General features: G+C 67.5%; 25 protein-coding genes. 7 read left to right on the top strand and 18 right to left on the bottom strand.

Annotation, left to right across the window (positions count from 1 at the left end):
• The 13 genes from ACE3O8_RS05015 to ACE3O8_RS04955 all read right to left on the bottom strand — a co-directional run.
• On the bottom strand, positions 1-342 hold a 342-nt coding region (locus tag ACE3O8_RS05015), incomplete at its 3' end, for a prepilin peptidase (protein ID WP_374387428.1).
• A complete protein-coding gene (locus tag ACE3O8_RS05010) occupies positions 339-1,238 on the bottom strand; it encodes a tetratricopeptide repeat protein (protein ID WP_374387426.1) in 900 nt (299 codons plus the stop codon). The genes ACE3O8_RS05010 and ACE3O8_RS05015, both read right to left, overlap by 4 nt.
• Positions 1,235-2,527 (bottom strand): tetratricopeptide repeat protein, encoded by a 1,293-nt coding sequence (locus tag ACE3O8_RS05005; protein WP_374387424.1) that lies wholly within the window; start codon positions 2,525-2,527, stop codon positions 1,235-1,237. Before ACE3O8_RS05005 ends, ACE3O8_RS05010 begins: the two co-directional genes overlap by 4 nt.
• Positions 2,524-3,474 (bottom strand): type II secretion system F family protein, encoded by a 951-nt coding sequence (locus tag ACE3O8_RS05000; RefSeq protein ID WP_374387422.1) that lies wholly within the window; start codon positions 3,472-3,474, stop codon positions 2,524-2,526. Before ACE3O8_RS05000 ends, ACE3O8_RS05005 begins: the two co-directional genes overlap by 4 nt.
• A gap of 3 nt (positions 3,475-3,477) precedes the next feature.
• The gene (locus ACE3O8_RS04995) at positions 3,478-4,470 is read right to left on the bottom strand and encodes a type II secretion system F family protein (RefSeq protein WP_374387420.1); all 993 of its coding nucleotides are present in this window, start codon (positions 4,468-4,470) and stop codon (positions 3,478-3,480) included.
• Positions 4,467-5,888, bottom strand: a complete 1,422-nt coding sequence (locus tag ACE3O8_RS04990) for a CpaF family protein (RefSeq protein ID WP_374387418.1) — start codon at positions 5,886-5,888, stop codon at positions 4,467-4,469. Before ACE3O8_RS04990 ends, ACE3O8_RS04995 begins: the two co-directional genes overlap by 4 nt.
• Positions 5,885-7,036 (bottom strand): CpaE family protein, encoded by a 1,152-nt coding sequence (locus ACE3O8_RS04985; protein WP_374387416.1) that lies wholly within the window; start codon positions 7,034-7,036, stop codon positions 5,885-5,887. The genes ACE3O8_RS04990 and ACE3O8_RS04985 overlap by 4 nt, the downstream gene beginning before the upstream one ends.
• A 97-nt stretch (positions 7,037-7,133) precedes the next feature.
• Positions 7,134-7,460, bottom strand: coding sequence for a hypothetical protein (locus tag ACE3O8_RS04980; protein WP_374387415.1), 327 nt, complete (start codon positions 7,458-7,460; stop codon positions 7,134-7,136).
• A gap of 3 nt (positions 7,461-7,463) precedes the next feature.
• The gene (locus tag ACE3O8_RS04975) at positions 7,464-8,873 is read right to left on the bottom strand and encodes a type II and III secretion system protein family protein (protein ID WP_374387413.1); all 1,410 of its coding nucleotides are present in this window, start codon (positions 8,871-8,873) and stop codon (positions 7,464-7,466) included.
• A gap of 11 nt (positions 8,874-8,884) precedes the next feature.
• Positions 8,885-9,742: a Flp pilus assembly protein CpaB gene (gene cpaB, locus ACE3O8_RS04970; RefSeq protein WP_374387411.1), complete on the bottom strand. Its 858-nt coding sequence runs from the start codon at positions 9,740-9,742 to the stop codon at positions 8,885-8,887.
• A gap of 212 nt (positions 9,743-9,954) precedes the next feature.
• Entirely contained in the window at positions 9,955-10,128 is a 174-nt protein-coding gene (locus tag ACE3O8_RS04965; protein WP_374387409.1) for a Flp family type IVb pilin, read from the bottom strand.
• 775 nt (positions 10,129-10,903) lie between these two features.
• On the bottom strand, positions 10,904-12,055 hold the full coding sequence (locus ACE3O8_RS04960; RefSeq protein ID WP_374387407.1) for a TadG family pilus assembly protein: 1,152 nt from the start codon (positions 12,053-12,055) through the stop codon (positions 10,904-10,906).
• Positions 12,056-12,114: 59 nt separating this feature from the next.
• Positions 12,115-12,489: a TadE/TadG family type IV pilus assembly protein gene (locus ACE3O8_RS04955; RefSeq protein WP_374387405.1), complete on the bottom strand. Its 375-nt coding sequence runs from the start codon at positions 12,487-12,489 to the stop codon at positions 12,115-12,117.
• A gap of 444 nt (positions 12,490-12,933) precedes the next feature.
• Here ACE3O8_RS04955 and ACE3O8_RS04950 point away from each other — a divergent pair, with 444 nt between their 5' ends.
• Genes ACE3O8_RS04950 through ACE3O8_RS04935 form a run of 4 tightly spaced genes read left to right on the top strand, consistent with a single transcriptional unit; the run spans position 12,934 to position 15,039 of the window.
• Positions 12,934-13,845: a pilus assembly protein TadG-related protein gene (locus ACE3O8_RS04950; RefSeq protein ID WP_374387403.1), complete on the top strand. Its 912-nt coding sequence runs from the start codon at positions 12,934-12,936 to the stop codon at positions 13,843-13,845.
• A complete protein-coding gene (locus ACE3O8_RS04945; RefSeq protein WP_374387401.1) occupies positions 13,842-14,162 on the top strand; it encodes a hypothetical protein in 321 nt (106 codons plus the stop codon). Before ACE3O8_RS04950 ends, ACE3O8_RS04945 begins: the two co-directional genes overlap by 4 nt.
• On the top strand, positions 14,159-14,644 hold the full coding sequence (locus tag ACE3O8_RS04940; RefSeq protein WP_374387399.1) for a TadE/TadG family type IV pilus assembly protein: 486 nt from the start codon (positions 14,159-14,161) through the stop codon (positions 14,642-14,644). The genes ACE3O8_RS04945 and ACE3O8_RS04940 overlap by 4 nt, the downstream gene beginning before the upstream one ends.
• Complete coding sequence (locus ACE3O8_RS04935) at positions 14,641-15,039, top strand: TadE/TadG family type IV pilus assembly protein (protein WP_374387397.1); 399 nt, start codon at positions 14,641-14,643, stop codon at positions 15,037-15,039. Before ACE3O8_RS04940 ends, ACE3O8_RS04935 begins: the two co-directional genes overlap by 4 nt.
• Positions 15,040-15,043: 4 nt before the next feature.
• On the opposite strand, the gene ACE3O8_RS04930 is transcribed toward ACE3O8_RS04935, so the two are convergent.
• Both ACE3O8_RS04930 and ACE3O8_RS04925 read right to left on the bottom strand, forming a co-directional pair.
• A complete protein-coding gene (locus ACE3O8_RS04930) occupies positions 15,044-15,499 on the bottom strand; it encodes a PEP-CTERM sorting domain-containing protein (RefSeq protein ID WP_374387395.1) in 456 nt (151 codons plus the stop codon).
• A 221-nt stretch (positions 15,500-15,720) separates the two neighbouring features.
• Positions 15,721-16,413, bottom strand: a complete 693-nt coding sequence (locus ACE3O8_RS04925; protein WP_374387394.1) for a YggS family pyridoxal phosphate-dependent enzyme — start codon at positions 16,411-16,413, stop codon at positions 15,721-15,723.
• Positions 16,414-16,435: 22 nt separating this feature from the next.
• Here ACE3O8_RS04925 and ACE3O8_RS04920 point away from each other — a divergent pair, with 22 nt between their 5' ends.
• Positions 16,436-16,984, top strand: coding sequence for a thiamine phosphate synthase (locus ACE3O8_RS04920; protein ID WP_374387392.1), 549 nt, complete (start codon positions 16,436-16,438; stop codon positions 16,982-16,984).
• Here ACE3O8_RS04920 and ACE3O8_RS04915 read toward each other — a convergent pair.
• Positions 16,981-17,409, bottom strand: coding sequence for a DUF4112 domain-containing protein (locus ACE3O8_RS04915; RefSeq protein ID WP_374387390.1), 429 nt, complete (start codon positions 17,407-17,409; stop codon positions 16,981-16,983). The genes ACE3O8_RS04920 and ACE3O8_RS04915 overlap by 4 nt on opposite strands.
• A gap of 85 nt (positions 17,410-17,494) precedes the next feature.
• Complete coding sequence (locus tag ACE3O8_RS04910) at positions 17,495-19,360, bottom strand: DUF4231 domain-containing protein (protein ID WP_374387387.1); 1,866 nt, start codon at positions 19,358-19,360, stop codon at positions 17,495-17,497.
• 178 nt (positions 19,361-19,538) lie between these two features.
• Here ACE3O8_RS04910 and ACE3O8_RS04905 point away from each other — a divergent pair, with 178 nt between their 5' ends.
• Positions 19,539-20,225, top strand: coding sequence for a cell cycle transcriptional regulator TrcR (locus ACE3O8_RS04905; protein ID WP_374387385.1), 687 nt, complete (start codon positions 19,539-19,541; stop codon positions 20,223-20,225).
• Between the two features lie 4 nt (positions 20,226-20,229).
• The gene (locus tag ACE3O8_RS04900; protein WP_374387382.1) at positions 20,230-21,294 is read left to right on the top strand and encodes an MBL fold metallo-hydrolase; all 1,065 of its coding nucleotides are present in this window, start codon (positions 20,230-20,232) and stop codon (positions 21,292-21,294) included.
• Positions 21,295-21,518: 224 nt separating this feature from the next.
• Here the strand turns inward: ACE3O8_RS04900 and ACE3O8_RS04895 are convergent.
• Positions 21,519-22,375 (bottom strand): SPOR domain-containing protein (locus ACE3O8_RS04895; protein WP_374387380.1); only part of this gene is annotated, 857 nt, incomplete at its 5' end.

The following is a 22,375-nucleotide window of genomic DNA, read 5'->3' as shown; positions in this document are numbered from 1 at the left end:
CAGCAGCACCGCCGCCAGCACGCCGCCCGCCAGAACCGTGCCCAGCAGAAAGGCCGGAAGGCCGAACAGGCCGGTCCAGGCCGACATGCCCACCATCAGCTTGATATCCCCGCCGCCCATCCAGCCGATCGCGAACAGACCAAGGCCGACGGCGAACATCAGCGCCAGCCCGGCGGCATGCCAGCCCCAGGCGAAGCCGGGGGTGACGATGCCGAACAGCACCGCTGTCACCAGCAGCAGGATCGACAGGGAATCGGGGATCTCGAACCGCCGCAGGTCGCAGACGCAGGCCACCAGCAGCGACAGGCCGGCGATGCCGGCAAACAGCATGTCCCAGCTCATGGCCGGGCGGCCCCGGCGCTCTCTGCCAGTTCCGGTGCGATGGATTTCAGATAGGCGAGATTGGCGCTCGCGGTCTTGTCGTAGCGGCTGTTCATGTCGATCGCGCGGGCGAAATAGCTTTCCGCAATGCGATGATCGCCGCGCAGCATGGCCGCCACCCCGATGGTGTTCAGATCCCGCGCCAGCTCGTCCCGGTTGCTGCTGGTGAAGGCCTCGGCATAGCGGCCCTGCATCGCCTTCGCGAGCTTCAGGTTGGTCTGCGCCTGCTTCAGATCGGGCTTCAGTTTCAGCGCAGTGTCGAAATCCGCTTCCGCTTCCGCGTGGCGGCCCTGCAGCAGGCGGGAATAGCCCCGGTTGTTCAGCACCTCGGGCGACTCAGGCGCGGCCTGCAGCGCAGCGGCATAGAAGCGCTCGGCCGCCGGCCAGTCGTGCCGCCGGTCCGCCAGCACCGCCCGCGCAGACCAGGCCCGCGCCAGTGCCGGATCGCGCGCCACGGCATCCGCGAGCAGCGCATCCGCCGCGTCGGGATGGCCGGCGCGGATGGCCGTGATGCCCCGGCCCGCCAGCGCCCGCGCGCCGACGACAGGGTCCGTCTCCAGCGCCTGGAACGCGGTCGCCGCCTCCGCCAGCGAATCCGCCGCCAGCATCAGTTCCGCCTGCCGCAGAGAAACCTCCGGGCCCGGAAACCGGGCGCCGGCGCGCAGGATCAGGTCGCCCGCGCTTTTCAGCCGCCCGTCTGCGATGGCCTTGTCGATGAACTCCAGGGTGAGCGCCTCGCCATCCAGAGCCCCGGCAGCAGCCGAAGTCTCCGCCGCGCGAAGAGGCTCGTCGACCGTTCCGCTGATCACTGCGACAGCGGCGACAGCCGCCAGCCACCGCACGCCCCTGGCCCTCATGCCGCGCGCACCCGTTCGATCAGGGCTTCCAGCCGCGCCACCTTTTCCGCCACGGTCAGTTCCACCTGCTCGTCGGCAGCCTCGTCCGCCTTCCTGTGCAGATCCGCCGCGAAGCCGTTCAGCCGGTCATCGTCGCTGGCGAAGGGCGCGTCGAACTGCCGGCGCGTCCCGGCTTCCTGAAGCGCCTGCTGCGCCGCGGCGGCCAGCGCCCTGCGGCGGGCATCCCTGGGCGGCGCGAACCCGGCCGCCAGCAGCGCCATGTTCAGGCTGGCCCTGTCCACCGACCGGCGCGACGGCCCGCCCGGGGCCGGCGCGATCGCGAGGATCTGATCCTGGTGCCAATCCTTGGGGTCGGGCGCCTGGAAGGCCGGTTCCGCCGGCTCGCCCCAGGGCGACAGCGGCGTGGCATCGGCCTGCGGCTGCGCGGCGGTTGCCTTGCGGGCGGCTTCCAGAAGGGCTGCGACCTGCATGTCGGCCGGCACCATCGTCCGGGCTTCCGCCATCAGGCGCTCGGCTTCGCGCCGGGCTTCGGCACGGGCCGCCACTTCGGCGTCGGAAACGATCGCGGCCCGTTCGAAGGCGGCGATGCGGGCGTCGTCTGCCGCAGTCAGGCCGCCGATGGCGGAGATCGCTTCGGCGCCCGCCACGGGCGTGACAGCCGCCAGCTGGACGCGCGCCTGCGGCTTCGGCGGCGTCAGCACCAGCCGCTGTTCATGCCCGCTGGTGCGCACGATCGTCGGGCCGGCCTGCGGGGCGGCTTCGACGGCGGCGGCCTGCACGGGCCGCGACCGGGCCGCCTGGTCGATCTTCGCAAGCGTGCGCAGCGCGGCGGACTGCACCATCGGATCACCGGCAGAGGCCGCCAGTTGCAGGAAGCGCGCGGCTTCCGCATGCGCACCCTGCAGATAAAGCGAGAGGCCGTAATTGTTCAGCAGCACCGGCGACGTCGGATCGATGCCGAGCGCGGCTTCATAATGGGTGCGCGCATCCTCGAAACGGCCCAGCCGGTCGAAGCAGACGGCCATGCCGTTCAGCGATTCGATCGAATCCGGATCCTGCGCCAGCGCCTTTCGATAGGCCTGCAGCGCTTCGGGCAGCTTGTTGGCGGCGAGATAGGCCTTGCCCATCTCGCGCGCGGCTACCGCCGTGGCGCCCGCGATCGGATCCGGCCCGGACATGCGGGCCTCGCCCAGATCGGCCGTCTTCGCATCGGCCGCCGCATGGGCAGCCAGCGCCGCCCCCAGCGCGAGCGGGGCAAGCCGGCCGACGCGGGGAGCAGCGGTCGTCATTCGCCGAACTGCGAGTTGGAGATCTGGATCGCGGCCGGAAGACCGAGCGACCCGACGACGACGGGCAGCAGGAACACCACCATCGGCACCGACAGCAGCACCGGCAGACGATGGGCCTTTTCCTCGGCCCGCATCCGGCGGCCTTCGCGCATTTCCGCGGCATAGACCTTCAGCGCCTGGCCGATGCTTGCCCCCAGCTTGTCCGACTGGATGACGAGCGTCGCGAAGGACTGGATTTCCTGCACACCGCTCTTGCGGGCCATGTTCTTCAGCGCATCCGCGCGCGGACGGCCGGCCCGAAGCTCGAGCGAGACACCCGCGAACAGTTCCGCCAGCCGGGGGTGGAGGTTCACGATCTCCTCGCCGACCCGCGCGAAGCAGGCGTCGATGCCGAGGCCCGCCTCGACGCAGACCAGCATCAGGTCGAGCGCGTCAGGGAAGCCGTTCAGGATTTCCGTCATCCGCCGGTCGGCCCGGCCGCTGACGATCACGTTGGGCAGATACAGCCCCAGGAGCGCCGAGCCGAGCACGACGAGGTAGAATTTGGTGCCCACCATGGTGGAGCCGGTGGCGATCAGGAAGCTGTAGGTCAGCGCCGGGAAAATCAGCGTCAGCGTGGTGCGGATCAGCACGAAGGCACGGACGGCATAGGGCTGGTTATAGCCCGCCAGCGTCAGCCGCTCCTGCAGAACGGCCGCCTTGTCGTCGTGCAGCGAGATGCCCCGACTTTCGACTTCGGTGACGAGCCGCGCCCACAGATTGTTGCTGGTGTCCGACCGGAGCGTGGGCGCGCCGCCACCGGCGGCAGCCCCTGCAGCGCCCGGCATGCCCAGGCGCTTCGCCATGTCGACCTTGCGGCCGAACATCGGCGCAACCGCCAGCACGCCCAGCACCACGGCGCCGAACACCAGGCCGAGAAGGAGATAGGTGATCATGTCCTGGCTCATCGCTCAGACCTTCAGCGTCACGAGCTTGCGGATGATCATCATCCCCAGCGTATACCAGCCCACGATGCCCAGCAGGCCGGGCATGAACATCGGATCATCCGCCACGTCCAGATAGAAGCTGGGGTTCGAGATGAAGATGAAGCCGAAAACGCAGATCGGCAGGGCCGACAGCACCCAGGCCGTCATCTTCCCTTCCGAGGAGAGGGCGCGAACCTTCAGCACCATCGAATTGCGTTCCCGGATCACATTGGCAAGACCGTCCAGGATGTCCGCCAGGTTCCCGCCGGTTTCCGCCTGGATCGCGACGCAGACCGCGAACATCTGCACGTCCGTCAACTGCACCCGCTGCGCCAGGCTTTCCAGCGCCTCGCGCAGATCGCTGCCATAGGAGACTTCGGCCATCACGATGGCGAATTCCGACCCCAGCGGGTCCGACATTTCCTCGACCAGCAGGTCGAGCGCGCCCGTCACCGGGTGGCCGGCCCTGAGGCCGCGCACGAAGATGTCGAGCGCGACGGGGAACTGTTCCTCGAACTTCTTCATCCGCTTGGCGGCCTTGCGGTCCACAAAGGCGAGCGGCAGCACGATGCCGACACCCACCGCGAACGCCAGCACGACCAGCACGGCGCCCGCCGAGTTCAGCATGTTGGCCACGCCCAGAATGATCGGAGAGGCAACGGCCAGCGCCAGAGTCGCGACGCCCATCAGCGTCACGAACCGTTCCGGCGTGACCCGGATGCCGGCCTGTGTCAGCTTCGTTTCAAGCTGGCCCATGAAGCGACCCACCATGCCCGCGCCATGCTTGTTCTGCGACAGTTTCAGCGAGGCTTCCACCTGCTCCTGCATGGCGCCGGATTTCAGCATTTCCATCCGACGGCCCACGCGGGTGCGCGGCGCATAGACGTCCTTGTAATAGTACCAGGCCCCCTCCACGAGGAGGACGACCGCCAGGAAGAGCAGCCCGAACAGCAGGCCGGTGCCGTCGCCGAAACTCATGCCGCAGAATCCAGCTTGCGATAGGGATCGAACAGATGCGCCGGCAGATGGATGCCGCGCGCGCCCAGATATTCCATGAACTTCGGCCGGATGCCGGTGGGCTTCAGCTCGGCAATCACATTGCCGTGCACGTCGATGCCCTGGCGGTCGAAGCGGAAGATTTCCTGCAGCAGCACGGTCTCGCCTTCCATGCCGGTCACTTCAGCGAGCGAGGTCAGGCGGCGCTTGCCGTCCGACAGGCGTTCCAGCTGAAGGACGACATGGATGGCCGACGCGATCTGCGAGCGCGCGGCCTTCGGGCTGATCTCAAGGCCCGACATGCCGATCATCTGCTCAAGACGCGACAGCGCATCGCGCGGCGTGTTGGCGTGGATCGTCGTCATGGAGCCGTCGTGGCCGGTGTTCATGGCCTGCAGCATGTCGAAGGCTTCGCCGCCCCGGCACTCGCCCAGCACGACCCGGTCAGGCCGCATCCGCAGCGAGTTCTTCACAAGGTCCCGCTGGTTGATCTCGCCCTTGCCCTCGATGTTGGCGGGGCGGGTTTCCAGCCGGATCACGTGGCGCTGCTGCAGCTGAAGCTCGGCCGAATCCTCGATGGTCACGATCCGCTCATGTTCGCCGATGGAGGCGGACATGGCGTTCAGCATCGTCGTCTTGCCAGAGCCGGTGCCGCCAGAGATCAGCACGTTGCGGCGGCCCTTCACCACGGCCCGCAGCGTTTCGGCGCAGGCTTCCGGCATGGCGCCGAAGCTCACCAGCTTGTCCATGTCGATCGGTGTCTTGGAGAATTTCCGGATCGTCAGGATCGGCCCGTCCACCGCCAGCGGCGGGATGATGGCGTTCACCCGGCTGCCGTCGGGCAGGCGGGCGTCCACCATCGGGGAGGATTCGTCGATCCGCCGGCCCATGCCCGACACGATCTTCTGGATGATCCGCTGCAGGTGGCGGTTGTCTGCGAACTGCGCCTTGGTTTCCTCGATGCGGCCGGCGCGCTCGATGAAGACGATGAAGGCCGTGTTCACCATGATTTCGGTGATCGACGGATCCTTCAGCAGCGGCTCCAGCGGCCCCAGGCCAAGCAGTTCGTCGAGGATGTCCTCCACCAGCTGCTTACGTTCCGCCAGGTTCAGCGCGTGGTTCAGCTCCTTCAGCATCTCGGCGACGATGTCGCCGATGTCGCGGCCCACCTGCTCGCGCGTCATGCTTTCCAGCGCCGCAAGGTTGATGCGGTCCAGCAGCTTCTGGTGCAGCTCGACCTTCAGATCGGTCTTGATGTCGGCGCGCGACATGTCGGGCACGGCCGCCACCTTGGGCGCGGCGGCGGGAGCGGCTGGCTTGGCGGCCGGCGCCTTGGACGCTTCCGCGGGGGCCGCTTCGGGCCCGGGCGCGCCGCCCTGCTTGCGGTTCGGCCAGATCATTGCGGATTCGCCTCTGCCGCCAGAACCTCGGACAGGTGGCTGGCCAGTTCGCCGATGTCCTTCAGCAACCGGGAGGAGGCCCGCACATCCTTCAGCATCGCGCCCTCGTCATTCGCGGCGCTCATCCCGACATAGTCGTTGGCGATGGTGAAATCGATCTTGCGTCCCAGGACGGCTTCGGTCTCTCGGGTGCTCGCCTTGCGGCCGAGCATCGTCGTCGGCACGCGGTTCGCCACGATCCTCAGCTTGTGCATCAGTCCGTTGGCGTCCAGCACCTCCATCTGGCGGCGGGCCTGATAGACGCCCGGCACCGTCAGGTTGGTCACCATGACGATGATGTCCGCGCGGTGAAGCGCGCGGACGCTCCATTCCGTCCAGGCTTGCGGCATGTCGACAAGCGCCACATCGTACACCTGCACGGCGGTGCGCAGCAGCTGGTCCACGAAGTCGGAACTCACCGCGTCGATGGGCATCATCTCCGGCGGGCTCGCCAACACTTCCAGCGAAGAGGAATGCCGAACGGCGACCGATTGCAGAAGCTCGGCATCCAGGCGGTCGGCGTCCTCGATGAGATTGCCGATGCTCAGGCTGGGATGCAGGTTCAGGAAGAGCGCCCCGCCGCCGAACTGAAGATCCATGTCCAGCAGGCCGACGCGACTGGTGCCCGCCCATGTTGCGCCGAGCTGGACGGCGATGGAGGTCGTCCCCACGCCGCCGAGCGCGCCCAGGAAGGCGACGACCTTGCCCTGCCTGCGTTGCTGCGGGGCAGTCCGGGCGGCCGGGCGCACGGGGCGCCGCGCCGGCTCGACAGCCTGCTTCAGTTCCTCCGCCGAAAAGGGGATCGGCAGCACGTCGATGGCGCCCGCGCGCAGCAGCGTGCGGGTCGCGCCGACCGTCAGCCCGTCGACGGCCGCGATCACGGGCACGTCGCCGGCCGACAGATGGATCAGCCGGTCGAACGCCTCCAGGCTTTTCGGATCGGCAGGCACCACCTCGACGACGAGGGCATCCGCCTCGCGCAGGAGGGGGGAATTCTCGGCCAGTGTGGACAGGTCCGCCACCTGCTCGTGGAGAGCGATACCCACCTGCGCCAGCGCATCGGCATCGGGCGCGCCGCCCGATTGCCGGGGCACATAGATCAGCTTCATAGCCCCCCCTGTTCCGGCACGCGCCTCGGCGCGACGCCAGGGCTCCGCGCCTGCGGCCCCTGCCTCGGCAGCCATGCCGGACTGTTCGACACCCATGTCACTTGCCCCCGGTTGCCGGATCTGCTCCGGCGGTGTTGCCGCCGCCCGCCGAGCCCAGGTCGGACCGGCCGCTGATCTGGGCCAGCGCCTTGATCTGCCCGGTCATGTAGCGGCTGACGGCGGCAGCGCTGCGCTTGCCGACGCCGCCTTCCATCAGGGTGCCGGCATAGCGGGGGTTCATGTCGACGGTCTGCACCTCGACATTCTGTGTGACGGTGCAGCCGAAATCCTTGTCCTCACTGGCGACAGCGGGGGAGGAGATCGCCGCGACCAGCAGCAGGCTGGACGCTGCGAACGGCAGAAGAGTGATGATGCGGCGACCCATTTTTCACCTCACGATATGTCCTGCTTCGCCATCGATTCCGCCGGGCGCAGGGGCGGCTGCCCCTGTTGACGCCGGCTTGGCGATGGACTTGCGGGTTTCTGTCTTGCCCAGAAGGAAGAGATCGGCCGCACTCGGGGCATGGATGCGGTCGGTGGGGACTGCGATCTGGTCAGGCCGCACGGGGCGGACAATCCGCGGCGTGACGGTGATGACCAGCTCGGTTTCCTGCTTGTTGAACGAGGTGGAGCGGAACAGGGCGCCGATGATCGGCAGCTTGCCCAGCAGCGGGATGGCACGGACCGAGTCGGTGAAGTCCGACTGGATGAGACCCGCCATCGCGAAGGACTGACCATCGCGCAGTTCCAGCGAGGTGACGGCGCGCCGCACCTTCAGGCCCGGGATGGTCGCGCCGCTCATCTCGACCGAGATTTCCCGGTCCAGCGAGCTGACTTCGGGCGCGACGCGCAGGTTGATCATGCCGTCGCCAAGAACGGTCGGGGTGAAGGCCAAGCCTACGCCGAACTGCTTGAATTCGATCTGGACACGGCCGTTGTTGTCGACCCCGCTGGGGATCGGGAATTCCCCGCCCGCCAGGAAGTTCGCGGTTTCGCCCGACAGCGCGACAAGATTGGGATTGGCCAGCGTGCGGACCAGCCCCTTGCGCTCCAGCGCCTCGAACTGGATGTCGAGCGTGGAGCCGAACATGTTCGACAGGAAGCCGACGAAAGGACCGGCACTGGTATCCGAATTGCGGCCGATGGAGCCGTCCTTCCAGGCGGCCTGGGTGATGCCCAGCTGCTTCACCGTTCCGCGCGACATTTCCGAGATCCGCACTTCCAGCAGCACCTGCTGGGGCGATCCCACGGACATCATGTTGACGACCTTCTGCGGCGCATAGGTTTCCGCCAGCGCCACGATCCGTTCCACCGCCAGCGGGCTGGACACCTGCCCCCGGATCACGATCGAATCATTGCTGTTGTTGATCTGGACGTCTTCGCCGGGGAAGGTTTCGGAAACCTGCCGCTTCAGGCCCAGCGTATCCGGCCCGACGACGACATCCACAACCGCGATCAGCCCGCCATTGCGATCATAGAGCGCAAGGTTGGTGGAACCGGTGGTGCGGCCCAGCACATAGACGCTGTTGGCCGACAGCGGCATCACGTCGGCGATCTCCGGGTTGCCGACCATCGCCTTCGAATAGGCGCGGTCCAGCTTCAGCACCTGCGACTTGTTCACCGGCACCGTCATCACGGCGCCCGCCTGCGCGCTGCCCTGGCTGACGACCTGGGCCGTGGCGGGGGCGGCGACCATGGCGGCGGCTGCGATCAGCGCTGCGGTGGAAACCGTCCTTGCGAAGGCGGTGGCGATCGGCACGAGCCGTTGATCGGCTTTCTTCATCATGATCTTCCTCACCATCGGCCTCCTTACCGGGGCACCTGATAGACGGACGTCTCGGTGCCGCGGACGATGCGGACCTCTGTTCCGCCGGGAATGGGGCGCGGCCTGGGCGCACCGGCGCCCTGGGCCGGGCCGGCAGGGGCGGCCGCGGCGGCTTCGCCCTTGGCAGGCGGGCGCATGTTCAGCACCTCGAAGGCGCTGGCGGTCTGCAGCGGCACGCGGGATTCGTCTCCGGTGGCACGCAGCGCCAGGTGCACCGTGCCAACGATCTGTGCGAGCGCCACCTTCTGCGCTTCGGCGGGCGTGACTTCGATCGTGGCGGATTTCACCACGGTCGGCTCGATCGTCGACGTGTCGGTGGATTGGCCGACGGCAAGGACGCGTGCGCCCTGGACGACCGCGCTGGTATAGGCGGCGCCTTCATCGAAGGTGCGGGTCACGAACACATCGACCCGGTCGCCCGGGGCGAGGAAGCCGCCGGCGCCCGACGCTTCGGTGACGGGAACGGAAACGGCCCGCATTTCGGGGCCGAGTAGCGTGGAGGACGCCAGACGCCCCGCCCCGCCGGTCACGGCAGTCGCGAGGATCACTTCGCCTTCCTTGATTTCGCGCAGCGCGGTGCGGTTGCCATCGCCGACGGCGTCCTGGGTCTTCCCATAGGCGTCGGCGGGCAGCGCGCCCGGCCAGGGCTGCGTCTTCAGCATGTCAGGGGTCAGCTTGTCGCCGAACTTCAGCGGCTTCGAAGCGACGACCACATAGGTCTTGGGCGCTTCGGCCTGCGGCGTCCCGGATTGGCCCTTGGTCATCACCATGCGAGCGGCGAGCACGGCAAGCAGGCCCAACAGGACCGCCCCCAGCAACAGGAAGATGGATGATCGACGCATGGTCCCCGACACCTTGCAGTTGGCGTCCGGCCGAACCCGAAGTCCGCTCAGGACGCTAGGATGATTTTATTATGGTTAACGGGCCGATCCGCGAAACTTGTTCCGAAAGGCCTGGCCCGGTCTTTGATCCTACCGATTTGGCAACTTCTGAAATCTGGGCCCCCGCACCGGGTGGCACGAGGGCCCAGACTGATCAGTCAATGCGACGTGGCTTACGGAGCCACAGCCACCTTGCCAGCGGCGTCGTTGACGGTCGCCGTGATGTTGGTGCCGAGCGTGCCGAAGGCAGCGGCCACGCCGATGCCGACAACGGCCAGGATCAGGGCGTATTCGGCGGCCGAAGCACCGGCCTTGTCGCCGAGGAACTTTTGCATGAACTTTTTCATTTCGCGACTTCCCTCTATTATGATCCGGACATTGCCGGACTTGTTGTCCTGCGGACGTCATTGCCCGCGAGGTATTCCGAGATCAGACCCACCCGCGACTGGGCTGCCGCCAGGCTCTGCGCCTTTTGGCCGGGTTCGTGTCTCATCCATAGTGGTAACCATGTCCCGCTTTGGATGCAACACCAAAAAATAGTGAAAAGCCCTTAGGAACACTGAACTTTTGCATTCATTAACATTGTGGCCTTTCCGCCACATCCGCCCTGAAGGGGGCGACTCGCCCTGTGCCAGGGCCCGGAAATCACCAGATTCAGTGGGTTCTAACGGCCGAATCCACCGCATCTTGCATCGATGATTCGGCACGATTCGTCGCAGCGATTCGCCCCCTCCCGCGGGGGGCGGCGGCCCTGCGGCACAGGTCCGCCACCCTGTTCTACTGTGCCGGATGGGCTGGAATGCAGTTGGCAGCACCGGATCCGGCCCTCTGGCGGGGCATCGGAAATAGTCGATTCGCACCGTGCAATATTCAATGCGAATCGGTCTTTGGAAGCTCTTGAGGCGCATTTACCCCGATTCGCGCAGGGGACAGGCCCACCAGGTGCGCCGATTCGCAGACCGGGGCCGTCCGGCCCCTGCCGCGTCGATCAGCTCCCGGGCGGCCAGCAACAGGCCCGGCGCCGGGTTGCCGCCGAATCGGATCGGCCCGCCCCCGGGGAACGGGAGCGGGCCGTGTGACGAACCGATTCGGAATGTGGGCCTTCCGGCCGGGTGGCCGCGATCAGCTGACCAGTCGCGACATGCCATCCCCCAGCGTGCCGGTCTTCGGGCAGCGCATCGTGATGCGGATATCGTCATAATCCTCGTCGCTGCCGCCGCTGCTGGGCGGCCGGTCTTCCCAGCCGAAGTACATGTACTTGCCCGGCAGGCAGGGCACGCCCGCCACGCGCAGCGGCGTTCCCTTCACATGCTTGGAAGGCGCCGTGCAGGCCGACAGCGTGTCGCAACGGATGGTTTCCACCAGCTTTTCCGATCCAAGGCCGGGGAAGGTTTCCACCCCGCCGGAAATGGCGGTGTCCGTGTAGTGGTTGAACGTCTGCTTCGACTTGTTCTTGTCGTAGCTCGTCCACAGTGTCTTCGTGGTCGTGGTGTTGGAGATCGCCTGTTTCACGTCGCGGATATTCTCCAGCCGGAAGCTCAGGCTTTCGCCCTTCTCGCACTCGGGCCAGACGAGCGGGTTCGGAACCTTGCCGAATCCGCGCTTGCCGGCCTCCGTCCAGAAGTTGCTGACGCCGGTGCCGTTCTTGGGCACATTGTCCGCCACCAGCGCCATCTGCGACCGGCGCGACTCGGGCGTGCCGGAACCGGTGTACTTGTAGCAATAGGCGTAGATGCGGTTGTAATCCCACGCCTGGTTGTCGAGGTCGGTCTTTTCCGGCGGTTCATACTGCACCACCAGCTGCCGCGCGGCGATCGCAGTTGCCTGGATGTTGGGCGAGCTGCTGCTGAAATAGTGCATCAGGATCGTGGGCACCCCGTTCTGCCGCGTGGCCGAACGGACCGCCGAAACCCGGACCGCGTTGATCAGGGCAGGGTCGCTCGAAACGGCGAAGGTGCGGGCGACTGGATCCCAGATCCCGATTTCCACGTCGCTGCTTTTCGTGACATCGCCAAAGGCGGCCGGCACGTTCCGCCCGGCATAATCGGCAGCGGCCGCCTTGGCATCCGTCGGCGTATCCAGCTTGGCGATGCCCGCCAGCGCCCCGGCGTCTGCCGCAGACTGCATGCGCCCCTGCACATAGCGAAAGTTCGCGATATCGATGGTGAGAGCGGCCGCGCCGACCAGCATCGGAAGCGACAATGCCACCAGCATCGCCACCACGCCGGACTTGTCCCTGCGCAAGCGCTTCAGATTTCGGGAGATGCGAATCATGATAACAACCCCTGCATTTTTCTGTTTTTGCCGCAGTTCGCGGATGCCGCCGGGCGGCCCTACATGAACGGAAGTTCCTGCTTCATCTCCACCTCGGTCTGCAGCGAAAAGGGCGCAGCCTTGGTGAAGAAGGTCAGCGGAGTCGCCTTCGACGAGGAAACCGTCACCGTCGTGGTGTAGACGTTCGTTGCCGCGTTCGCGGGCGTTGTCTGCGTCACGGAGATCACGGCGTCGTTCCGCATCCAGGTGGGCAGCCGGCTCTTGATCTCGGCAGAAGCCCCGCCGATCGCCAGCGTGTTCACCGCGACCTGGCGCGTCACGTCGCGCGCCGCCGTCTGCATGGAACTGTAGGAATAGAGGATCAGCCCATATTCCACCGTTCCGAACATCAGGCCCAGCAGCACAGGTGACACCATGGCGAATTCAGCCGCCACCGCGCCCGCGCGGTTTCGCCTCAACCGGTCCAGGATGCCCGGCCTGCGCCGCGCATGCGTGTTCGTGCTTGCGCATTGAACGGGATGCGCGCCCCCGGTTTTCTCAAGCGACATATCACGGCCCTTCTTGCTGCCGTTCTTTTATGACTCGGCGTCATATCCCAGTTGCAGCAATCAAACAATAGATTAGCAGCTCTGGATCCATATTTCTGTCAATGATCATGAAATAAGGGAAAGACAAAGATATTTCAAGTGTGAAATATTCCGCAATGGACTCCAGTGCCGGAAAGCCGAATCGAGGTTAATTTTATCAGCACTGCAAAACTTGAATCTGCTTCAGCTTGAATACTTCTTTTTTACTTTGCTGTCAAAAATCTCTTGCCCGCCCGCCTGTGGGAATGATATCCGCCAGTCAATCAGGTCGCTGAACAGGAGGCTCAGTCAATGAGTCCAGCCAAAAGACTGCTGAAGGATCGCAAGGGCGCCGTGGCGCTCATCATGGCCGCCGCAACCCCGATCATCGTGGGCGGGCTGGGCCTTTCCATCGATACAATCCAGTGGACATTGACGAAGCGCCAGATGCAGCGTCAGGCCGACTCGGGCGCGATTGCCGGGGCCTATGGCCTGGCGCAGGGGCGCAACGTGGCCGCCGTCGTGGCCGACGATCTCGCCCGCAATGCCTATGTGGATCTGACAAACGATCCGGTGGTGGAAAACGCGCCGACGGCGGGGCCGCAGGCCGGCAACACCCGCGCCGTGCGGGTCGCCCTGTCCACCAATGTGAACCTGCCCTTCACCGGCTTCTTCCTGAACGGGCCCCTCACCATTCCCGCCGAAGCCACCGCCTCGCTGGTCGCGAACGGCGAGTTCTGCGCGCTGTCGCTGGAAACCGCGAACGCCACCGGGATCACCCTGTGGGGCAGTTCCACGGTCGATCTCGGCTGCGGGATGGCGACGAACTCCGTGTCCGCCAACGCCGTCGTGGCGGGCGGCTCCAGCACGGTCAGCGCCACGCCGATCGCGGCGGTCGGCGGGGTGCCGCAAAGCAGCAACTATGCGCCGGGTACGGTGCTGATTCCCTATGCCGTGCCGCAGCCTGATCCGTTCCTGGCCCTGCCCGACCCGGTCGTGTCCGGCGCCGCGCAGAACGGCAATGTGAATTCGAACCAGACGCGCACGCTGAACCCCGGCACCTACAACGGCATGGATCTGAAGGGGACCGTCACGCTGAACCCCGGCACCTATGTGATCGGTCGATCGGATCGCAGTCCAAGGTCACCGGAACCGGCGTCACCATCATCCTCACCAGCAAGACAGCCGCCAGCAATCCGAACAGCATCGGCCAGATCAAGATGAACGGCGGCGCGACCGTGAACCTGACGGCGCCCACCACCGGCACCTATCAGGGCGTGCTGATCTATCAGGATCGCCGCGCGACGCTGTCCAATCAATCCAACAAGGTGAACGGCAACAGCGCGTCGAAACTTCAGGGCGCGGTCTATGTCGCCAGCCAGGAAGTGGAGTTCACCGGCACCACCGGGCTCAACACCAACTGCTTCCAGCTGGTGGCCCGGCGAATCACCTGGTCAGGCAACAGCGCCATCACCAATGTCTGCCCGGCCGGATCGGGCGCCCAGTCGTTCACCGGCACCGCCGTGAGGCTGGTGGGATGATCGCCCTGGCCAAAGCGGGGGCGGCGCAGCTGCTCAGGCGGCTCCGGCTCGACCGTCGCGGCGCGGCCGCGGTGGAGCTTGCCCTTGCGGCCCCGCTCCTCACGCTGGCGATGGCCGCCGTCTATGATCTGTCGCAGGGCTTTTCCGCCCGGCTAGATCTGGTGCAGGCGGCGCAGCGGTCGGCGGAGCTCGCCACTTCGCTGGGGCAGGTGCGGGCCAATTATGATTTCCTGCAATCCGAAGCCGTTTCGGCCGCCTCGTCGGCCGGCGCGGCCAATCCGGTTGCAGCCGTCGATGCCTGGCTGGAATGCAACGGCGTCCGGCAGGCGCAGATGAACGCCGTCTGCCCCACGGGCCAGCAGTTCGCGCGCTATATCTCTGTCGAGGTGACGGACACCTATTTCCCGCTGTTCACCGGCGCGGGACTGCTGAATGCGGGCGGCGTGCCGATCAGCGGGGCTGCAACGGTGCGAATCCAATGATCCGCCGCGTTTCCCGGATGGCCGCCTGCCGCTCTGGCGCGGCCGCAGCCGAATTCGCGATCGTCGCGCCGCTGCTGATCTGCGCGATCTTCGTGACCTTCCAGTTCGGCACGCTGTTCTTCGCCAATGCGGGGCTTCAGAATGCCATCGGCGAAGGCGCCAGGCTGGCGACCCTGTGGCCGCGCCGCACGCAGACGGAAATCGCAAGCGAGCTTCAGGCCTCTCAGTTCGGGCTGAACGCGCAGAACCTGTCGGACCCCCAGTTCGTCACGGGGAAGTCGGGCGGGCAGGATTTCATCGACATCACGATGACCTACACCGTCGATCTGGACTTCGTCCTGTTCAAGATCGAGGATGTCACGCTGCAGGAAACCCGCCGCGCCTATCGGCCGTGACGAATTAGCTTGAAGCCTTGTCGACCCGCGGGCGACGCCTGAGCGCCAGCCCCATGAAGCCGAATCCGGCGACCAGCATCACCCAGGTGTCCGGCTGCGGAATGCCGGGCGTTGGCGAAGGATCGGGCAGGATGCTGGGGCCCTTGCCGCCACCGATGCCGCCGCCCGAACCGCCGCCGCCGCCGAAGGGCGCAGCCGCCGTCTGACGGAAACCGGTCAGCGGCTCCGTCGTTTCCATGGCGATGATGGGCGACAGATCCGGGGAGCCCACCGGGCCCACGGTCGGGCATTCGGTGATGCTCGCCGTCTGCACCTGGCTTTGCGTCGCCTTCTGCACCTTGGGCTTGGTCGCGGGGCGTTGCCGGCTGACCGCAGGCTTCGCCTTCTGAACTGCCACCACAGAGCCAGCGCCCATGCTGCCTGCGAGCAGCAGCGCGCAGATTTCCTTTGTCCCGATCATGTTCTTGACTTCCGACCACTGAAACTACGCAAGACAATTTGCCCCGGGCCTTTTCTGGCCCGATGTGTTCACGACCGGATTGGATTTGAATTGCGCTCTGACGGCGCGTTTGATGACCCCTATATTGGTTTCCGGGCAGGAAAGATCAAATCCCTGCTTGGTAAACGCAACAGTGGTTCACATTCGGAAAACCATTTTGGCAGTCGAAGCTGAATATCCGTTCAGCCGCGGCTCCCGAACAGCGCCGATCCCACCCGGATATGCGTCGCGCCCAGCCGGGCGGCGATGTCATGATCCTGGCTCATCCCCATGCTGAGGCCGGTGAGGCCGTGGCGGCGCGCCAGCTTTGCCAGCAGCGCGAAATAGGGGGCCGGATCGCTGTCGGCCGGCGGCACCGCCATCAGCCCCGCAATCGGCAGCCCCGCCGCCGCGCAATCCGACAGCAGCCCCGGCAGCCCCGCGATCGGCACCCCGCCCTTCTGCGGCTCGTCGCCGATGTTCACCTGCACGAACAGCTCGGGCGTGCGCCCCGCCGCCGCGATCGCCTTCGCCAGCGCCGCCACCAGCGAGGGCCGGTCAACCGAATGGATGGCGTCGAACAGGCGGACCGCCTCGTCCGCCTTGTTGGATTGCAGCTGCCCCACCAGATGCAGCTCCAGATCGGGAAATTCCGCCTTCAGCGCCGGCCATTTCGCGGCCGCTTCCTGCACCCGGTTTTCCCCGAACCGGCGCTGCCCCGCCTCGATCAGCGGGCGGATATCCGCTTCCCCGAAGGTCTTGGAAATGGCGATCAGGCGGGGCGGCCGGTGCCCGCCCGCCCGCGCTTCCGCTGCCGACAGGTCCAGGATCTGCTGAAGCCGCGCGGCCGCAGGGCCTTCGGGGCTGGGCGCGGGGGATGCGATGGCCTTCTTCATGGCGATGCGGTAAGCCCCCGCCATGCGCCGGGCAAGAGTGCCGACCCACTGGCTGTTCACCGACGAGCGGCTGGGCGGCCCCGCGCCGGGCGATCCGCTGTGGGCCGCCATCCACCGCCTGCCGCGCGGCGGCGGCATCGTCTTTCGCCACTATGGCCTGCCCGCAGACCAGCGACACGCCCTGCTGCAATCCGTGCTGGCACTGGCGCGGCGGCGCGGCTTGCTGGTGCTGGGCGCGGAAATCGGCGGCACGCCGGGCGGCCGGCACCTGCCCGGCCATGCGCGGAACCGGCACCGCCCGATGCGCGGCCTGCTGGCCGCCGCCACGCACGACAGGCGGTCGCTGCTGCAGGCCTTCCGGCAGGGCGCAGATCTTGTGTTCCTGTCCCCCGTCTTTCCCACCCGCAGCCATCCGGGCGGCAGGGTGCTGGGGCCGGTCCGCTTCGGGCTTGCGGCGGCCGGGGCCACCGGCCCCGTCATCGCGCTGGGCGGAATGGGCCCGGAACGGCTGCGCCGGCTGAAACCGCTGGGCGCCTCCGGCTTCGCCGGAATCGACTGCTGGCTGGCCTAGAGCCGGATGCCGTCCACGACCGTCGCGCCGGGATGGCGCCGGTCGATATGGGCCAGCAGCGCCTTCACATTCTTCGTGTTGGACCGATAGACGAAGTCCAGCAGATCCCCCACCACAGGGATCGCGCCGATCGCCGCATCCACGCCCACCCGCCCCAGCATCCGCGTGCAGGCCCAGCGCGACATGCCCAGGTTGCGGGCTTCCCACACCAGATAGGCGCCGATCGACGCCGACACGAGATCGCCCACCACGGGCACCAGCCCGATGAAGCCGTCCATCCCGATGCGCACATTGCCGGGCAGGCGGATCACGCCTTCCAGCACGCGCTCCAGAACCAGCAGCCGCTGGCGCACGGCGCGCGGATCGCGCGGCAGGTTCAGCGCCGAGGCAAGCTGGTCAAACCCCTGATAGGTGGTGGCGGTCAAATCCGTGATCCTTTCGGCGGGCGCAGATGGCCCCGGATGCGCCGGATTCAAGAGGCGCCGAAAAATAGGCCCCCGCGCGGACGGCTCAGCCCGGGATCTCCAGCGCGCGCTGCTGATAGGTCAGCCGCCACTCGGCCAGATCCACCAGCATCACGGCCGCCGCCGCATTGCCAACCGCCGCCGTCCGGCTCAGCGCCGGGTGCGTCTCCAGCTCGGCCTTCAGGCCGTCCAGCGCGTCGGCCGTGGCCGCAGAGCGGGCGGAACTTCCCGCGAAATCGCCCTGCACCCGAAGGCCGTAGGCGGCCGTGCCAAAGGCCGGCAGCGTCGCCGTCGCCACGGTGAAGAAGATCGCGGCCGAATGGGCGGTTTCCGCATCCAGCACCAGGTTCGAGAACAGGAACCCGATGCACAGCAGCACCGTGGCGATGAAGCAGATGGAGCCGAACTGGTGCAGCCGGTGGTTCACATGGCTCATCCGGTGCGCGTTGCGGTGGTGATAGGCGATTTCGGGCGCCAGTTCCTCCTGCGTGATCAGCCCGGTCAGCCGGTCCAGTTCCGCCTGATCGATGCGGCCCGCGGGCATCCCCATCTGCCGCCAGATGCCGCCTGCATACCAGTCGATCCAGCGCCGGTTCCCCGTGCGGGAGGTCGGGCTGACGGCGGGTGGACGCGCCACGCCCAGCAGCCGCAGCGACCGCATCGGCCGCAGCCGTTCCGCCAGCTGCCGGTAATCCAGCCAGCGCTGCTGCCAGCTTTCGGCATGGCCCACGCGCGTGTTCGTCACGATCGCCGCGATCAGCAGCAATTCCATCACCACGAACAGCACCTTCACATTGCCGCCCAGCAGATAGCCGAACAGCGCCAGCGCCACCGCCAGCGCGGAGAACACGAAGTTCACCACATGGCCCGAACGGAAGCATTGCGCGAAGCGGTTGGCGAGATTGTCGGCCCAGGCATAGCCATGTTCCAGCAGGTTGAAGCGCCCGGTTTCCACCCGGCCCTGCCAATAGGGATCGAAGCGCGCCCAATCCTGCCGCGTGGCGGGCAGATAGGCCTGCTTGCGCCAGGCGCCCGATGTCAGCTTCTGCGCGCCCGTCAGCGCCAGCAGCAGCGGATATTCGATCCGCCGCAGCAGCAGCTCCTCCCGCTCCGCCAGGAAAGAGTCCAGCGCGCTGCGTTCGCCGGGCTCGTCGGGCGGCAGCAGGATGGACTCCAGCGCGGTTGCCAGCCGCGCCTCGTCGAACGGCTCTGACGGCGGGTCCATCGCGCCCTGCCAGCCGCCGCCTTCGGGGCCCTGCCCCGTCCACAGCAGGCGCACCTCCTCGGCAGACTCGATCGGCACATGAATGACCGGCTTGCCCATCGCCAGCGCATTGGCGACGACTTCGCCCGTGCCGCCGCGCCCGCCGCTGCCCTTGCCGTCCCAGATGGCGATCAGGATGTCGGCAGAACCCAGGATGGCGCCGCCCGCCATCGCATAGGCGGCCGGCTCGTTCGCCCGCTCGCCCGGCAGCTCCAGCACCCGGTCTGCGCGGGCCAGCAGCGCCAGGAACGCCTCGCGCGAGGGGCCCTCGGCGAAATCCGCCAGATAGGTCTCGGCCGCGAAGGGCAGCGGGCTATCCAGCCGGTATCCCTGCGCCAGCGCGGCTTCGGCGCACAGCCGGTCTGCCCCTTCGGCCAACGCGGATATGGCGCGCAGTTCTGGCTCCTCGCCGGTGAACCAGCCCGCGCCCTTCAGATGCGCCGCCCGCACCGTTCCGGCGATCAGCCGCAGCGCCTGCTCCACATGGGCCTTCACCGAAACCGCATGTCCCGGCGTCAGCCGGTCGGCCCGATGGCCGGTGAAGCCCACATTCACCACGCAGCGCGGCCGGGGCGGATGCACCATATGCTGCGGCACGGGCAGCGATGCGGCCCCCGCGGCTGTCGGCACTGGCGTCATCGTCCCCATGGCCGGGGACATGCGCGCAACGACCCGTCGCTGGCAAGCCCCGGCAGAAGCGCCGGGACAGGGCTTGCGCTTGCGCCGCCGGGGCCTTACTCTTCGCCCCGATGCCGGCCATCCCTTGCGGGGTGGCCGTTTTACTATCGAGCGCTGCAGGGCGGCGCGACAGACCAGGGACACGCACATGGCCAACAGCCCCAAGCCGGTGAAGCAGGCGCAGCCGCTGATGCCGCACGCAACCGCCACCTGGCTGGTGGAAAACACCGGCCTCACCTTCGCGCAGATCGCGGCCTTCTGCCAGATCCATGTGCTGGAAGTGCAGGCGATCGCAGACGAAACGGCCGCCACCAAGCTGACCCCGCGCGATCCCGTCCGCGCCGGCGAACTGGCGATGGCCGAGATCGAGAAGGGCCATGGCGACCCGGCCTACCGGCTGAGGATCTCGCCCGGACCGGCGCAGGTCCGCCGCACCTCTGGCCCGCGCTACACCCCGCTCGCCAAGCGGCAGGACAAGCCCGACGGCATCGCCTGGATCATCAAGCATCACCCGGAAATCACCGATGCGCAGATTTCCAAGCTGATCGGCACCACCAAAACGACGATCGCCGCGATCCGCAACCGCGAGCATTGGAACATCGCCAACATCACGCCCAAGGATCCCGTCACGCTGGGCCTGTGCGCGCAGCGGGAACTGGATGCGCTGGTCGCCGCCGCCGCCAAGAAGGCGGGCGTGCAGCCGCAGGAAGATGGCCGCCTGGGCGCAGACCGGGATGCGATCCTGGCCGAGCTTCGCGCCGAGCGCGATGCGCAGGGCGCAGAGGCGGAAGCGCCGCGCGAACACACCGCCGAATCGCTGTTCCGCCAGCCCTGACCGCATGACGGCCCCGCCCGCCCCGGACGAAAAGCTGGAGCGGCGCGGACTCGTCTATCCGCACGGGGAACACAGGCCCGATCCGGGCCGGCTGCTGCGCGTGGCCGACGGCATCTTCTGGCTGCAGATGCCGCTGCCCTTCAGCCTGGATCACATCAACCTGTGGGTGCTGGACGGCGGCGACCATTGGGCCATCGTCGACACCGGCTTCCCCCTGCCCGCCGTGAAGGCGCACTGGCGCGCCCTGTTCGAAGGCCCGCTGGCCGGCAAGCCGGTCGGCCGGGTCATCGTCACCCACTATCACCCGGATCATATCGGCCTCGCCGGCTGGCTGACCGCCAAGTGGCAGGTGCCGCTGGAAACCAGCCGGGGCGAATTCCAGCTGGCCCGCCTGCTGACGCTGGACGTGGCGGACAGCACGCCCGACGATGTGGTGGATTTCTATGCCGCGCAGGGCTGGCCCGGCGACGCGGTTGAGCGGCTGCGGGCCGCCGAATGGGGCCGCTTCGGGCGCGGGGTCCACAAGCTGCCCACCGGCTATCGCCGCCTGAAGGCGGGGGACAGGCTGGCGATCGGGGGCCGCCACTGGGACGTGGTGGTGGGCGCCGGGCACAGCCCCGAACATGTCTGCCTGTTCAATGCCGACGGCCGCATCCTGATCTCTGGCGATCAGGTTCTGCCGCGCATCACCTCCAATGTGTCGGTCTATCCGGGGGAGCCGGAGGCCGACCCGCTGGGCGAATGGCTGGACAGCATCGCTCGTCTGAAGACCCTGCCGGCCGACACGCTGGTGCTGCCCGCCCACAACGAGCCCTTCCTGGGCCTGCACACCCGGCTGGACCAGCTGGCAGATGATCATCACCGCAAGCTGGAAGCCCTGCTGGAGGCCTGCGAAGCGCCCCGCTCCGCCCATGACAGTTTCGACACCCTGTTCCGCCGCCGAATCGGCCCCGACGAGTTGCAGATGGCGACCGGAGAGGCGCTGGCCCACCTCCGCTGGCTGCACCGGCGCGGCCAGGTGCAGCGCCTGAAGGACGGCGTTGTCGATCGATATCTTCGTTTGAACTGAACAACTTCACCGGTGCGCGCATGGGTGCGACGCCGGATGGTCTTGAAATCCCCGTCGGCTGGACCCAAATAGCGGATGTCGGCTGGCGTTATCCCCCTTTAGCCGCCGACACGGGCACCGCCTGCCTTTGCGGGCGCGGTGTCCCCTCCCTGAACCCTGGCCGCTGCGCCGAAACGCGCAGCGGCTTTTTTTGCCCGGACGCGATGGCGATTCGCGCTGACGCCCTATTTCGTCACGAAACAGGGGCGTCCGGCAGCCGACAGTTTCGCGCACAGCTCTGCCGCCGGGGCCCGCTCCTCGAACGGCCCCACCTGCAGCCGCACGAGCCCGCCGCGCGGCGCATAGAGGGGCTTCTTTCCCTTCAGCAGCGCCGCCGACTGCGACACCAGCGTCGCCCAGGCAGTGCGCGCCGTGCGCTCGTTCGCATAGGCGCCCAGCTGCACCTTCCACCCCTCGGCAGGCGGCTCGGCGCGGGCCTCGGCCTTCGCGGGCGCGGGCTTCGCGCCCTCCGTCTTGCGCGGCTGGTCCGCCTTTGCGGGTGCCGCGCTCTCCGCTAGCGCCTCCTCCACCGAATCCACGCCCTCGTCTGCAACCGCCGGTTCCGGCGCAGGCGGCGGGGCGGACATCGCCGCCAGCACGACAGTAACGGGCCGGCCCTCGGCCAGCGCCTGCGCGGCGGCCTCGCCCTTCGCCCGATCGTCGGCGGACATGCGCGTCGCCATGCGCGCCGCCTGGGCCGAGGCGAGCGACAGCCCGCCATCGCGCGCCCGCACCACATAGGCATAGCCCAGCGCCGGATTGCGCGGCGCGGTGTCGCCCTCGAACGTCGCGACGCCCAGCACATAGGAGGCGCGCAGGTCGCCCTTTTCCGCCGCCGCCCGCAGGCTGGTCAGCGCGTCAGTCTTGCGGCCTTCCTGCCACAGGGTGATGCCCAGGTTGGCCGCCGCGGCCGCGTGGCCCTTGTCGGCGGCGCGGCGGTAATAATCGATCGCGGTGATGCGGTTCAGCGGCACGCCGCGCCCCAGCCGATAGGCCTGGCCCATGTTGAAAAGCGCATCGGCGTCGCCGCGCGCGGCCGGTG

It is taken from the genome of Sandaracinobacter sp. (assembly GCF_041909755.1).
Classification (GTDB): domain Bacteria; phylum Pseudomonadota; class Alphaproteobacteria; order Sphingomonadales; family Sphingomonadaceae; genus Sandaracinobacteroides.
The sequence above is the reverse complement of the archived record's forward strand: the minus strand, read 5'-3'. Positions and strand labels throughout refer to the sequence as shown.

What these genes read in the sequence shown, in the direction of transcription:
- ACE3O8_RS05005 (WP_374387424.1), bottom strand. Translation starts at nt 2,527, where the DNA reads ATGACGACCGCTGCTCCCCGCGTCGGCCGGCTTGCCCCGCTCGCGCTG.
- ACE3O8_RS04920 (WP_374387392.1), top strand. Translation starts at nt 16,436, where the DNA reads ATGCGCCGGGCAAGAGTGCCGACCCACTGGCTGTTCACCGACGAGCGG.
- ACE3O8_RS04930 (WP_374387395.1), bottom strand. Translation starts at nt 15,499, where the DNA reads ATGATCGGGACAAAGGAAATCTGCGCGCTGCTGCTCGCAGGCAGCATG.
- ACE3O8_RS04935 (WP_374387397.1), top strand. Translation starts at nt 14,641, where the DNA reads ATGATCCGCCGCGTTTCCCGGATGGCCGCCTGCCGCTCTGGCGCGGCC.
- ACE3O8_RS04925 (WP_374387394.1), bottom strand. Translation starts at nt 16,413, where the DNA reads ATGAAGAAGGCCATCGCATCCCCCGCGCCCAGCCCCGAAGGCCCTGCG.
- cpaB (WP_374387411.1), bottom strand. Translation starts at nt 9,742, where the DNA reads ATGCGTCGATCATCCATCTTCCTGTTGCTGGGGGCGGTCCTGTTGGGC.
- ACE3O8_RS05010 (WP_374387426.1), bottom strand. Translation starts at nt 1,238, where the DNA reads ATGAGGGCCAGGGGCGTGCGGTGGCTGGCGGCTGTCGCCGCTGTCGCA.
- ACE3O8_RS04905 (WP_374387385.1), top strand. Translation starts at nt 19,539, where the DNA reads ATGGCCAACAGCCCCAAGCCGGTGAAGCAGGCGCAGCCGCTGATGCCG.
- ACE3O8_RS04900 (WP_374387382.1), top strand. Translation starts at nt 20,230, where the DNA reads ATGACGGCCCCGCCCGCCCCGGACGAAAAGCTGGAGCGGCGCGGACTC.
- ACE3O8_RS04990 (WP_374387418.1), bottom strand. Translation starts at nt 5,888, where the DNA reads ATGATCTGGCCGAACCGCAAGCAGGGCGGCGCGCCCGGGCCCGAAGCG.
- ACE3O8_RS04995 (WP_374387420.1), bottom strand. Translation starts at nt 4,470, where the DNA reads ATGAGTTTCGGCGACGGCACCGGCCTGCTGTTCGGGCTGCTCTTCCTG.
- ACE3O8_RS04945 (WP_374387401.1), top strand. Translation starts at nt 13,842, where the DNA reads ATGAACGGCGGCGCGACCGTGAACCTGACGGCGCCCACCACCGGCACC.
- ACE3O8_RS04985 (WP_374387416.1), bottom strand. Translation starts at nt 7,036, where the DNA reads ATGAAGCTGATCTATGTGCCCCGGCAATCGGGCGGCGCGCCCGATGCC.
- ACE3O8_RS04940 (WP_374387399.1), top strand. Translation starts at nt 14,159, where the DNA reads ATGATCGCCCTGGCCAAAGCGGGGGCGGCGCAGCTGCTCAGGCGGCTC.
- ACE3O8_RS05000 (WP_374387422.1), bottom strand. Translation starts at nt 3,474, where the DNA reads ATGAGCCAGGACATGATCACCTATCTCCTTCTCGGCCTGGTGTTCGGC.
- ACE3O8_RS04965 (WP_374387409.1), bottom strand. Translation starts at nt 10,128, where the DNA reads ATGAAAAAGTTCATGCAAAAGTTCCTCGGCGACAAGGCCGGTGCTTCG.
- ACE3O8_RS04950 (WP_374387403.1), top strand. Translation starts at nt 12,934, where the DNA reads ATGAGTCCAGCCAAAAGACTGCTGAAGGATCGCAAGGGCGCCGTGGCG.
- ACE3O8_RS04960 (WP_374387407.1), bottom strand. Translation starts at nt 12,055, where the DNA reads ATGATTCGCATCTCCCGAAATCTGAAGCGCTTGCGCAGGGACAAGTCC.
- ACE3O8_RS04910 (WP_374387387.1), bottom strand. Translation starts at nt 19,360, where the DNA reads ATGGGGACGATGACGCCAGTGCCGACAGCCGCGGGGGCCGCATCGCTG.
- ACE3O8_RS04980 (WP_374387415.1), bottom strand. Translation starts at nt 7,460, where the DNA reads ATGGGTCGCCGCATCATCACTCTTCTGCCGTTCGCAGCGTCCAGCCTG.